Annotated in this window: 8 protein-coding genes; 5 read left to right on the forward strand and 3 right to left on the reverse strand. The window is 65.4% G+C overall.

Translation table 11 applies throughout. The annotated features are described in order from the left end of the window. Nucleotides 1-35 precede the first annotated feature (35 nt). From hpsG to DESTE_RS00380, 3 genes are all read right to left on the reverse strand, one after another. A complete protein-coding gene (gene hpsG / locus DESTE_RS00370) occupies nt 36-2,531 on the reverse strand; it encodes a (2S)-3-sulfopropanediol dehydratase (RefSeq protein ID WP_035063873.1) in 2,496 nt (831 codons plus the stop codon). A 124-nt stretch (nt 2,532-2,655) separates the two neighbouring features. Continuing rightward, entirely contained in the window at nt 2,656-4,536 is a 1,881-nt protein-coding gene (locus DESTE_RS00375; RefSeq protein ID WP_035063874.1) for a TRAP transporter large permease, read from the reverse strand. Nucleotides 4,537-4,696: 160 nt separating this feature from the next. Then, nucleotides 4,697-5,704 carry a TRAP transporter substrate-binding protein gene (locus tag DESTE_RS00380; protein ID WP_035063877.1) on the reverse strand — a complete coding sequence of 336 codons (1,008 nt, stop codon included), beginning with the start codon at nt 5,702-5,704 and terminating at the stop codon, nt 4,697-4,699. Between the two features lie 567 nt (nt 5,705-6,271). Between DESTE_RS00380 and DESTE_RS00385 the strand changes: the two genes are divergently transcribed. From DESTE_RS00385 to DESTE_RS00405, 5 genes are all read left to right on the forward strand, one after another. After that, nucleotides 6,272-7,114, forward strand: a complete 843-nt coding sequence (locus tag DESTE_RS00385; RefSeq protein WP_035063881.1) for an amidohydrolase family protein — start codon at nt 6,272-6,274, stop codon at nt 7,112-7,114. 62 nt (nt 7,115-7,176) lie between these two features. Beyond that, a complete protein-coding gene (locus DESTE_RS00390) occupies nt 7,177-7,914 on the forward strand; it encodes a sulfite exporter TauE/SafE family protein (RefSeq protein WP_035069259.1) in 738 nt (245 codons plus the stop codon). Between the two features lie 315 nt (nt 7,915-8,229). Then, the gene (gene nifV / locus DESTE_RS00395) at nt 8,230-9,525 is read left to right on the forward strand and encodes a homocitrate synthase (RefSeq protein ID WP_084559291.1); all 1,296 of its coding nucleotides are present in this window, start codon (nt 8,230-8,232) and stop codon (nt 9,523-9,525) included. Between the two features lie 11 nt (nt 9,526-9,536). Further along, the gene (locus tag DESTE_RS00400) at nt 9,537-11,333 is read left to right on the forward strand and encodes a sigma-54-dependent Fis family transcriptional regulator (RefSeq protein WP_245590670.1); all 1,797 of its coding nucleotides are present in this window, start codon (nt 9,537-9,539) and stop codon (nt 11,331-11,333) included. Between the two features lie 92 nt (nt 11,334-11,425). Beyond that, on the forward strand, nt 11,426-12,868 hold the full coding sequence (locus DESTE_RS00405) for a radical SAM protein (RefSeq protein ID WP_051384247.1): 1,443 nt from the start codon (nt 11,426-11,428) through the stop codon (nt 12,866-12,868). Nucleotides 12,869-13,100: the final 232 nt, after the last annotated feature.

The raw sequence follows: 13,100 nt of genomic DNA on the forward strand, positions 1-13,100 counted from the left end.
GAAACCGGGCGGGCACGGCCCGCCCGTGCGTCACGCTACATGGTCCCGTGTTCGGTACGGGCGATCAGATCGTTCTGCAGGTCGGGCGACAGGTCCACGAAGTAGGCGCTGTACCCCGCGATGCGCACGATGAGGTTGCGGTACTTCTCGGGGTCGCGCTGGGCGGCGAGAAGGGTTTCGCGGTTGATGACGTTGAACTGCACGTGCCACAGCTTCAGGTCGCAGAAGGTGCGGATGAACGAAACCAGCTTCTGGGTGCCGTCATCGCCTTCCAGGCACTTGGGTGTGAACTTGATGTTCAGCATGCGTGCCGCGCGCGAACGGTAGCCGTAGTTCTTGGAACTGAAGTTGGACAGCAGCACCGCCGTGGGGCCGTTGACGTCGGCCCCGTGCGAGGCGGACGAGCCGTCGGACAGCGGGGACCACGCCTTGCGCCCGTTGGGGGTGGCGCTGACCACCTTGCCGAACGGCACGTGCGAGGTGAAGGGCACGTAGCGCACGTCGTTGTGCATGCCGAGATCCTTGGAGTAGCGGGCCCCGTATTCCACGGACAACTGGTCGATGTCGCGGGCGATGGTGTCGGCGTAGTCGTCGTTGTTGCCGTAGCAGGGGGCGTTCCGCAGGATCTGGCGCACGTCTTCCTTGCCCTCGAAGTTGCATTCCAGGGCTTCGATGACTTCCGCCATGGTCAGGGTCTTGTCTTCAAAGACCACCTTCTTCAGCGCCGCCAGCGAGTCCACCACGGTGCCGTAGCCGATGTATTCGAAGTAGCCGAGGTTGATGCCCTCGGGAATCTGCGGGGTATGCAGGTCGAGGCAGTGCTTCATGCACAGGTCGTGCAGGGTGGAGCCCATGGGCTGCGCAAAGTGGCGGGCACGCAGGTTGTTGATGATGTGCTGCTGCATGAAGGCCGTCTTCAGGAACAGCTTGTGCTGGGCCACGTAGGCGTTCCACAGGTCGTCCCAGCTCTTGAATTCGCAGGGGTCGCCGGTGTGCTCGCCAAGGTCCGCCTCGCCGTATTTCTTCATGCGGCCGTTGTAGAGCACCATTTCCAGCGCGGCGGCGAAGTTGATGTAGGCGCCGCCAGAGGTGTAGGTGTCGCGGTTGGGCATGCGCGCTTCGGTGCAGCCCGACACGGCGTAGTCGTACGCTTCTTCGAAGGTGGCCCCCTTGGAGACGTACAGCGGCACGATTTCCTCATCGTTGATCAGCTTGGGAAAGCCCGAGCCGTCCTTGATGGTTTCCGCCACTTCCCACAGGTAGCGTTCCGGCGCACGCGAGTGGATGCGCGCCGCAAGGTCGGGGTAGTGCAGCGGGAATTCGCGCTTGGACTTCAGGAACAGATAGGTCAGGTCGTTGGTGGCGTCCTGGCCGTCGGTGGTCTGGCCGCCCACGGTCACCGCTTCCCAGTGGGCATAGCCTTCGTTGAAGGCGCCGCCGGTGGGCGAGATGTACAGGTCGATGAACTGGGCCATGCCCACCCACATGCACTCGATGAGCTCAAGAGCGGACTCTTCGGTCAGGCGGCCTTCGGCCATGTCCTTTTCGTAGAACGGGTAGAAGTACTGGTCCATACGCCCGTTGGAGACGATGGTGCCGGTCTTCTGCTCGATGCGCGAGAACATCTGGGTGAACCACTGCGACTGCACGGCCTCGCGGAAGGTGCGGGCGGGGTGTTCGGGCACGCGTTCGCAGATGTCGGCCATGGTCAGCAGTTCGGCCTTGCGGGGGGCGTTGGTTTCCACGGCGGCCTTTTCGCGCGCAAGAGCGGCATGACGCCTGGCCCAGATGACCATGGCGTCGCACACGATGGTCACGGCTTCAAGGAAGGGGCGCTTTTCGCAGTTGTCGGCGGGGCTCAGCGGGTCGAGGGCGGCCAGCTTCTCCAGGGCTTCCTGCTTCAGGCCGCCAAAGCCCTTGTTGAGCACCTTTTCGTAGTCGTGTACCCACTGGATGGAAGAGCGGAACGACGAGGTTTCATTGACGATGAAGCGCGAGTGCAGGCCTTCGGAATCGTCGTAGGTCAGCTTGTGCACATCGGCGGGCAGGGCCAGGTTGAGGCTTTCGTGGTAGGTCTTGCCCTTCCAGAACGGTGCGATCTCGTCCACGACCACGCGGGCGTCTTCCGGGGTGATGGTGAAGGGCGATTCGGTGCGCTTGGGCAGGTCTTCGATGGCAAGGCCCAGGAAGTCGCCGTCCAGTTCCGGGTACAGGATGCCGTAGCGCCCCTGCGCACCGGCGCGGCCCGCCAGCAGCTGGTGGTCGTCGATGTACACGGTGATGTTTTCGGCGATGTGCTTCATGGCCTTGGCCCAGCGCAGCACCAGCGGCTGCCCTTCGGTGGCGCGCATGGATTCGGTGAAGTACTTGGCGCGTTCGACGTCGATGCGCGGGCGCAGGCCCTCGAACGATTCGAGGATGGTGAATACCCGGCTGTGGCCTGCGCGGAAGCGGTCTTCCTTGCCTTCCATCTTGTCGAACAGGCGCTGCTCGTGCGGGGTCATGACCTCGCAGCATTCGGGATTGCGCATGATGATTCTCCTTTGACTGGGCTGTTGGTTCGCTGAGGTTCTCAATGGTCCGGTCGGCCCGGTGGCGGGCCGCCCCGAGGTCGCATCGGGGCGGCCTGTGCCGGGCATTCTCGTTTCCGGGGTGCTACCTGGTAAGAATCAGGGACACGTCGGGAACGTAGGTGATCAGAAGCAGGATGCCGATCATCACCAGCAGCAGCGGCAGGGCCACGCGCGCCAGTGGTTCCAGCTTGCAGCGGGCGATGCCGCTGGCCACGAAGAGGTTCACCCCCACCGGCGGCGTGACGAAGCCGAGGGCCAGGTTGACCACCATCACGATGCCGAAGTGCAACGGATCAACCCCCACCTTGATCACGATGGGCAGCAGGATGGGCGTAAGGATCACGATGGCCGCCAGGGCTTCCATGAAGGTGCCCACCCACAGCAGCAGCAGGTTGATCAGCAGCAGGATGAGGAACTTGTTTTCGGTCAGGCTCAGCATGGCCTCGGCGATGCGGGTGGGCACCTGCTCGATGGTCATGATGTTGCCGAAGATGGTGGCCATGGACATCAGGATGATGACGATGGCCGAGGTGCTGCACGATTCCATGAAGCACCGCATCAGGTTGCGCAGCTTGATCTCGCGGTACACGAACAGCCCCACGATCAACCCGTAGAGCGCCGCCACGGCCGCTGCTTCGGTGGGGGTCATGATGCCGCCGTAGATGCCGCCAAGGATGATCACCGGCACCATCAGGGCCCATTTGGCCTCCCAGGCCGCGCGGGCAAAGGTGGACAGGTTGCGGGTGCGCGCCTCGCCGTGCCAGCCGCGCTTCTTCGAGTAGAAGTAGGCGTAGGCCATGAGCGCAAAGCCGGTAAGCATGCCGGGCACGATGCCGCCCAGAAACAGCTTGCCGATGGAGACCTGCGCGGAGATGCCGTAGACCACAAAGGGGTTGCTGGGGGGAATCATGACCCCGATGGCCCCGGCGCAGGCCACCACGGCGGCGGAGAACAGCTTGTCGTAGCCGCGCTCCACCATGGCCGGGATGGTCAGCGAGCCGATGGCCGCCACCGTGGCCGGGCCGGAGCCGCTGATGGCCGCGAAGAACATGCAGGTGGCGATGGTGGCCAGGGCCATGCCGCCGGGCAACGCGCCCACCATTTCGTCGGCCAGGGCCAGCAGGCGGCGCGAAAGGCCGCCCGCACCCATGAACACGCCCGCCGCGATAAAGAACGGGATGGCCATGATGGGAAAGCTGTCGATGGAGGTGAAGGCCACCTGCGCCACGTAGTCGATGGGCAGGGTGCCCGCACCGATGACGGTGGCCAGCGCCGACAGGCCGAGGCTGATGGCGATGGGTACCCCCACCACCAGGAACAGCAGAAAGTAGCCGAACAGCAGGGTGAGCGCGCTGAAATCGGTGTCCAGCAGCACCGGAGCGGCCATGGCGGCGCAGAACGCGAACGCGAGAAGGGTGTCCTTCAGCCCGATTTCCTGGGCCTGGCTGAACAGGTCCTGCAACAGGCGCACGGCCATCAGGCCGAACCCCACGGGCAGGATCAGGTACGGAATGGCGTAGGGTATCTGAAGGGCGGGCGTGGTCTGCGGAAACTCCAGCATCATGGAGATGTGGTTGGTGCCCATGTACAGCACCACCGCCGTCAGCACCAGGAAGCAGACGTCCACCACCACCCAGCTCATCTTCTGCAGGCGGGGGGACAGGCGATCGTACACGATGTCCACGCGGATGTTCGTACGGTCGCGGATGGCCAGCGGAATGGCCAGGTACGAAATCCAGATGAAGATGAAGCGGGCCAGTTCCTCGGTCCACACAGCCGCACCGGACCCCGAATACATGTGGGTGATGATGTAGCGGTAGGCGGTCTGAAACGAGATGATCAGGATGATCGCCAGCATTCCCGCGAACAGGAACGGCTTTTCGAAATTCTCATCCAGTTTCTTCAGAAGTCCCGCCCGGCTTGCGGGGGGGGCTTCCGTGATGGCCGCGGAAAGTTCGTTCATTGTCGTTGCCTCTTGTTGCTTGGCATGCCGCACCCGGCGGCCAGGTGATGTCCGTCGCGGCGTCGACCGCGGGCAAGGACACGGAAAGTGTCTGCATGTACCGGCAGGCGGGGAAGGCCTGCGACTTCCCCGCCCCCGGTCGGGCGATCAGGCGGACCGGCTACTTCTGGGTGGCCAGCACGAGGTTGAGCAGGTGCTTGGGAATGCGATCGGCAAACTGGTCCCACACCGGGCGGGTCAGCTTGACGTATTCGGCGCGTTCCTCGGCGGTGAGGGTGTGCACCTTGATGCCGCCCTCGATGAACTTCTGCCTGGCCTTTTCTTCCAGTTCGTTGGTGATGCCGCGCTGGTAGACCAGGGTTTCCTTGCCGGCATCCACCAGCAGTTGCTGCACGTCGGCGGGCAGGCCGGCAAAGACCTTGGCGTTGATCATGAGAATGTGCATGCTGTAGTTGTGCGCGGAATCGTTGGCGAACTTCAGCACTTCGTTGTGCTTGGCGTCGTAGAGCAGCGAGAAGGTGTTGCCTTCGCCGTCCACGGTGCCCTGCTGCAGGGCGGTGTACACCTCGCCCCAGGCGATGGGCGCGGGGTTCATGGTCAGGGCCTTGGCCACGGCCACTTCCACGGGGGAATCGGTGGTGCGCACCTTCATGTTGGCAAGGCTGGCAACGTTGGTCACCGGCGCGGTGCGGCTGACGAAGTTACGGTAGCCGTATTCGCTGAACATGATGGGCTTCAGGCCGATCTTTTCACTTTCGGCGGACAGGTACTTGCCCAGTTCGCCGTTATCCAGCGCGTCGTACAGGTTCTTCTGGTGCGTGGGGCTGGTGATGTAGGGCAGGTCGAAAACCATGAACATGGGCGAGAAGTTGGCCATGTTCGGCGAGGAACTGGAGGCCATTTCCAGTGTGCCGCGTTGCACCGCTTCCATGGTCACGCGGTCGCTGCCCAGCATGCAGTTGCCGAAGAGCTGGATCCTGACCTTGCCTTCGGACTTCTTTTCCACGATTTCCTTGAACTTTTCATAGCCGAGCGTGACGTTGTTGCCCGGGGCCATGGGGTGGGCAAGGCGCAGGGTGATGGCCTTGGCCTGGGCGATGCCGCTGGTGGACAGCAGGGTCACCATGGCCAGCAGGGCGACGAGAAGGGCCGTTACTCGGTTGCGCATGTGAATCCTCCGTACGTGTGTGTGTTTGATCCGATTCCGGAGCGTCCGGATTGCGTGCGTATGCCCCGGTAGTGCAGCAGACGTGCCAACCCGTGGTGGCGGGGGGGGAGGGTGCTTGTTCCGCGCGGTACAAGCGGAAAGCGTGACTGGTTTCGCACCGCATGCGATGGTGAGGAACGTTCATTTTGGATTCATTTTCGCAACACCTTGAGGATAAGGTGAGTAATTACATAATGTTGATGTGAAAACGTCCATGGTTGCAAGTCTGCAACCATGATACAGGGATGCAACACTCGCACGGTGTTTTTTGTACGGGGATAATTTCACATGATGCGGTTTGCGGGGCCGAGGCGTGGCGGAATGCCCGTGGGGTGGCTGTGTCCGCGCGTGGCTGGAGACCCTGCGAGCACGTTGTGTCAGGCGTCATGCTGGTTTTTCAGGCTGTTGTGTGGCGCGGGAGGAGACGGGGCGGCGTGCGGCAGCATGTGGCGTTTCGTCACTAGCCAGGCCCGGGCGGCATGGCTCTTGCTCACTTGGGGCGCCATTTCACGTCACAAGGAGAGACTCATGGCTATCATCGATTTCCGTTTTCGCCCCAACACCCCGGAAACCATTACCGGCATTGCCACCAGCGCCATGTTCAAGGCCGCCTGCGAGGCCATCGGCTTCGAACGCCGCAAGCCCCAGCCGCTGGACGAAATCGTGGCTGGCCTGGACGCACGCGGCGTCGACCTGTGCGTGATCACAGGGCGCGACAGCGAAACCACCTACGGCTCGCCTTCCAACAATCCCGGCGTGCTGTCTTTCGTGCGGGCATACCCCACGCGGTTCATCGGCTTCTGGGGCGTGGATCCGCACAAGGGCATGGCCGCCGTGCGCGACCTGCGCCATGCGGTGACCGAACTCGGCATGCGCGGCGCCTCCATCGATCCGTACCTGGCGCACATCAGGCCCAACGAGGCGCGCTACTACCCCATCTATGCCGCCTGCTGCGACCTTGGCATTCCGGTGGTCATCACCACCGCGCCCCCGCCTCAGGTGGCCGGGGCGGTGATGGACTATACCGACCCGCGCCATGTGGATGTCGTGGCCCGCGACTTTCCGGACCTGACCATCGTCATGAGCCACGGCGGCTACCCGTTCGTGAACGAGGCCATCTTCACCTGCCTGCGCAACGCCAACGTGTACATGGACTGCTCGGAATACGAGCTTGCGCCCATGGCCGATGCCTATGTACAGGCAATGTCCTCGTTCATTCCCGACAAGGTGGTCTTTGCCAGTGCGCACCCGTTCATCGAACAGGCCGACGCGCTGGACGTATACGCAAAGATGCCCCTGTCGGACGAGGTGCGTCACAAGATCATGTACGGGAATGCGCTGCGCATTCTCGGCGGCATCCTTCCCTCCTAGCGTGCCAGCGGTGGCCGACTGCCATGGTGCGGTCGGCCACCGACAACGACCCCCGGAGCATCATGACCGAAGGACTTCTCATTGCCATGTTGGGCTGGTGGCTTGGCGGCTTCATCAACAACATCGTCGGATTCGGTGCCGCGCTGGTGGCGCTGCCCGTGGTGGCCCTGGGCAACGAGATGGCCGTCGCCGTTCCCGGTTCGGCACTCATCGTGCTGGCCCTCAACATGCAGCTGGCCTGGAGCTACCGCCAGCATCTGGAGCGCGGCCTCGGCCTGTGGCCCCTTATCCTGGGGGGGCTGCCGGGCGCCCTGGCGGGGGTGCTGATGTTGCGGCACATTCCCGATGCCGGTTTGCGGCTGGGCCTTGGCGTGCTGCTTGTCGGGTACGCCCTGTGGGGGCTGCTGCGCGCAAGGCCCGGCCGCAGGGCGCTGCACCGCGCATGGGGAGCGGTGGCCGGCTTCTTTTCCACCAGTCTCGGCACGGCCTACGGCATCAATGGACCGGCACTGGCCATCTACCTGTCGTTCCGGGGGAGCACCCCGCAGGAGACCAAGGCCGCGCTGGGGGTGTTCTTCATCGTCAGCGGCGTCATCATAGTGGTCGCGCAGACTCTGGCGGGGGTGCAGTCTGCGGCAACGGTGCTGCAGTTCGCCGCGTCGCTGCCGTCGGTGATGCTGGGTGGCTGGGCGGGCATCGCGGTGTCCCGGCGTCTGCCCGACGGCAACCTGCATGGCGCGCTGTTCGTGATGTTGCTGCTCATGGGGGCCAACCTCGTCCGGCAGGGCATGGGATTCTGATCCTTCCCGCCGGAGCGTCACCGGAAAGCTGCCCCGCACGTCCGGCATCCGCGCTGCCGCCCGAACCGCATGCGGGGGCACTGTCGCGCCGCAACCGGTGAAATGTACCGAATGGTACGCAGTGACGCCCAAAATGTATCCAGCTACCAAGTGGCCCCGTAGCCCCGCTGGCACGCACGTGTCGGCGGGGTTTCTGTATTTTTTGTAACATCATGCAATTAAAGACTTCTGGTCCGGATTTGTCGCGCTCTTCCGGTGTGAAAATGCGTGGCATATGCTTTGCTGTTATGCCTCCGCAAGCATAAAGGAGGCGGCATGAGCGCGGCCTGTGTGCCATCCCCCGGGGACACCCCGGCGGTAGCCGGAACCCGGCAGGTCATCATCAACGACACCACCCTGCGCGACGGCGAGCAGACGGCGGGCGTGGCCTTCACGCTCGGGGAGCGCCTGGCCGTGGCCCGTTCCCTGGACGCCGCCGGAGTGCCGGAGATGGAAGTGGGCATCCCGGCCATGGGCCCGCGCGAGGTGGACGAGATCCGCGCCATAGCGGCCCTTGGCCTTGCGGCCCGGCCCATCGTGTGGTGCCGCATGCACGAGGCCGATCTGGCCGCCGCGCGCACCACGGGCGTTGCCACGGTAAACCTGTCCATTCCCGTCTCCGACCAGCAGATCACCCGCAAGATCGGGCGCGACCGGGCCTGGGTGCTGCGGCGCATAGAGGCCATGACCGGCGCCGCGCTGGACATGGGCTTTGCCGTGTGCATCGGCGGCGAGGACAGCAGCCGGGCCGATCCGGACTTTCTGGCCATGGTGCTGGAAGTGGCGGAACGCTGCGGCGCGTGTCGTTTCCGCTTCGCCGACACCATGGGCGTGCTGGATCCCTTCGCCACCCATGCGCGGTTTCTGGCCATGCGCGCCCGCAGCGGCCTGGAACTGGAAATTCACGCCCATGACGACCTGGGCCTGGCCACGGCCAATACCCTTGCCGCCGTGCGCGGCGGGGCCACCCACGCCAACACCACGGTCAACGGCTTGGGCGAGCGGGCGGGCAATGCCCCGCTGGAAGAGGTGGTCATGGCCCTGCATCTGTTGCACGGCCAGCCTACCGGGGTGCGGCCCTCGCTGTTGCCGGGGGTGTCCGCCCTGGTGGCCGCCGCGTCGGGCCGCCCGGTGCCGCCGGGCAAGTCCATCGTGGGCGCAAACGTGTTCACCCACGAATCGGGCATCCACGTCAGCGGCCTGTTGCGCGACCCGGCCAACTACCAGCACATCGACCCGCGCGAACTGGGCCGCGATCACCGGCTGGTGCTGGGCAAGCATTCCGGCTCGGCGGCGGTGCGCTGGGCCTACGGGCGGATGGGCATCCGGCTGGATGACGAGGCCGCGCGGGCCGTGCTGCCCCTGCTGCGCGAGCATGCCGCCCACACCAAGCGTCCGCCGGAGCAGCACGATCTGCTGCGTTTTCTGGATGCGACTCGCTACGACGGAGCGCCGGGACATGCCGGTGATTCCGTGCACGGCAACCCGCTCAGCGTGCGGTCTGGCATGTGCGGGGATAATGCCTCTGCCGCCCCCCGCGTCGCCTGTTCCTCGGAATGTCTGCCTGAATGATGGAGGTGCATATGCGGCCCGCCCCGTTCATGGAACCCACCGATGGGGTGGAGGTGTGCTCCGGCCTGGCGCGGGGCGTCGCGTCCCCCGGCGGCGATGGTCCCGGTGGCGTCGGCAGTGACGCTTTCGACGCAACCGGCAGTGACGCCGATGCAGCGGGCGTTGCCTATCTTTCTCGTGTCCCGTCAATTTCCGCACCGGTGAGGCCCATGACCTGCGAAAAGAAACACAGCGACGAGGCGCGCACCTGCGGCGGCGGGGTGTGCCGGGGCGGCATAGTGCCCCTGCTGCACGAGATAGGGCGCATGCTGTCCGGCCCGGAAGACTTCTGCGCAGCGCTGGACCGCATCCTGGGCTACATGCACTCCGAAATGGGTGTGCGGCGCGGCATGATCAGCCTGCACCACCGCGAGTCGGGGCGCATTTTCGTGCACCGCAGCATCGGCCTGACGCCGGAGGAGCAGGAACGCGGCGTGTACAATCTGGGCGAGGGCATCACCGGACGGGTGGTGGAGACGGCACAGCCCATCATCGTGCCCCGCATCGGCGACGAGCCCGCCTTCCTCAATCGTACTCGCAGCCTTTCCGGCGGGCCGGATCTGGAGCTTTCGTTCATGTGCGTGCCCATCCTGCGCGGCAGCAAGGTGCTGGGCACCATCAGCGCCGAGCGGCTCTACGAGGACCGGCGCTTTCTGGACCGCCACGTGGACGTGCTGACGGTGATGTCCCACATGCTGGCCCACGCCGTGGAGTTGTACCTGGTCGAGAAGGTGGACCTGGCCCGCTGGGAACAGCGCACCCGACGGCTGGTGGACCGGCTGAAGGAGCGTTTTCACCCCGCCAGCATCATTGGCGCATCTGCCCCCATGCGCGAGGTGTACGCCCTGATGCGCAAGGTGTCCCAGACCCGCACCACCGTGCTGCTGCTGGGCGAAAGCGGTGTGGGCAAGGAGATGATCGCCAACGCCCTGCACTATGACGGCCCCAACCCGGAAGGACCGCTGGTGAAGTTCAACTGTGCGGCGCTGCCGGAAAACTTGGTGGAAAGCGAACTGTTCGGCCACGAGAGGGGTGCGTTCACCGGGGCGGTGCAGACCCGCAGGGGCCGCTTCGAGGATGCCGACGGCGGCACCATCTTTCTGGACGAAGTGGGCGAACTTTCCCCGGCCATGCAGGCCAAACTGCTGCGGGTGTTGCAGGAACGGCGCTTCGAGCGGGTGGGCGGCAACCAGAGCATTACCGTGAACATCCGCATCATCGCCGCCACCAATCGCAACCTTCAGGACATGGTGGCCCAGGGCACCTTTCGCGAGGACCTGTACTACCGGTTCAACGTGTTTCCCATCATGGTGCCGCCGCTGCGCGAGCGCGGCAGCGACATCGTGACCCTGGCCGAGCACTTCATGGCCCACTACGCCCGCGAGACGGAAAAGAACGTTGCCTCCATCGCCACATCGGCCCTGAACATGCTGGTGCAGCACGACTGGCCGGGCAACGTGCGCGAACTGGAAAACGTCATCCACCGCGCGGTGATCCTGACAGAGGACGACACCATCCACGCCCACGACCTGCCCTTGTCGTTGCAGGCGGACATGGTGCCGGACACAGGCGCGCCGTGTGGGCTGGAAGCGCGCCTGGCCTGCGTGGAATACGAGATGCTGGTGGAAGCCCTGCGCGCCCACCGGGGCAACACCACCGAGGCGGCGCGGGCGCTGGGCCTTACCCGGCGCATCATGGGCCTGCGCATGAAGCGCTTCAAGCTGACCTATCAGCAGTTTCGCAAGGGGGAGGGGGCGACTCAGGGATAGCTCCACATGACGTACTCTCGCCCCCTTCCATGTCGCTGCCATTTCCTTTCGTTCACTCCAACCGTCCACCGCACCGTGAGAAAGGAGCCGCCATGAACGCCACCGAAACCGCCGCAACCCCGCGCGACGCCTCGAAGCATCCCTGCTTCAACAAGGCCGCGTCCGGCACCTGCGGCCGTGTGCACCTGCCGGTGGCCCCCGGCTGCAACATCCAGTGCAACTACTGCGACCGGCAGTACGATTGCGCCAACGAGTCGCGCCCCGGCGTGACCAGCGCGGTGCTGAAGCCCCGCCAGGCTCTGGAATACATGCACAGGGTGCTGGAGGCGGAGCCGCGCATCACCGTTGCGGGCATTGCCGGGCCGGGCGACCCCATGGCCAACCCGGAAGCCACGCTGGAAACCATGCGCCTGCTGCGCGAGGCATACCCCCACCTGCTGTTCTGCCTGTCGTCCAACGGCCTTGCCATGCCCGCCCATCTGGACGACCTGGCGGCCTTCGGCGTTACCCACGCCACGGTCACCTGCAATGCGGCAGACCCGGCCATCGGCGCGTCCATCTATGCCTGGGTGCGCGACGGCCGGACCACCCTGCGCGGGCAGGACGCCGCGGAACTGCTGCTGCACCGCCAGAAGCAGGCCATCGCGGGGCTGAAGGCGCGGGGGATTGCCGTGAAGGTGAACACCATCGTCATTCCCGGCATCAACGACACCCACGTGACAGCCGTGGCCGAAATGGCCCGTTCGCTGGGCGCCGACCTGCACAACCTGATGCCCCTGCACCCGAACCCCGGCACCCCGTTCGCCGACGTGGCGGAACCCACGCCCGCGTTCATGGAAACCCTGCGTCTGGCCGGGGCGGCCCTGTTGCCCCAGATGACCCACTGTCGCCGCTGCCGGGCTGACGCCGTGGGGCTGCTGTGCGAGGACCGTTCCGGCGAACTGGCCCCGGTGCTGGCAGCTTGCGGTGGTCTGACCCCGGCGGGACCGGGCAAGGTGGGCGAGCCCGCGCGCAAGAAGCGGTGTGGCGGCGGTGACGGCAGCGGCGGGGGGTGTGGCGGCGGATGCGGTGGCGGCGGCATGCTGCGGCGCACCACCGGCGCGGCACACCCGGAACCGGTGCGCGCAACCGCCCTGGACGGCGATGCGCGGCCCTACGTGGCCGTGGCTTCGCGCGGTGGTTTGCGGGTAAACCTGCACCTTGGCAAGGCCCAGACCCTGCACATCTGGGAACCGCTGGAAGGCGGCGGCTTCCGGATGGTGGAGGAACGCATCCTGCCCGCACCGGACAGCCCCGGCCGCTGGGAACAACTGGCGCGCGGCCTGCACGACTGCCGCGCCCTGCTGGTGGAAGCTTTGGGCGACGTGCCGCGCGCGGTGCTGACCTCGCACGGGGTCAACACCGTGGCCTGCTCCGGCATGGTGCTGGACATGCTGCGCGCCGTGTACGGCGAGGACGGGGCCAGCCTGAACGACCTGCCCATGACCGCCACGGGGTGCCAGTGCGGCACGGATGCGGGGTGTCAGCCTGTGTAGTGCTGATCCTGTCAGGTACTCTTTCAAGTTCAAAGGCCGCCCCCGGATGGTTCCGGAGGCGGCCTTTTACGGTGCGCCGGGATGGCGGAAGGTGTGAGATGTGCATGGCTCGTGTCTGGCTCGTGACTGGTGCGGCGCCGGAACCGGACATGAGGGCGCGCATGCGGGCCATGTACGGCCTGCTGGCGAAACAGTACGGAGTGTACCGCGATGCCCGGCGTTATGCCTGGAA

The organism is Nitratidesulfovibrio termitidis HI1 (assembly GCF_000504305.1).
GTDB classification, from domain to species: Bacteria; Desulfobacterota; Desulfovibrionia; order Desulfovibrionales; family Desulfovibrionaceae; genus Cupidesulfovibrio; species Cupidesulfovibrio termitidis.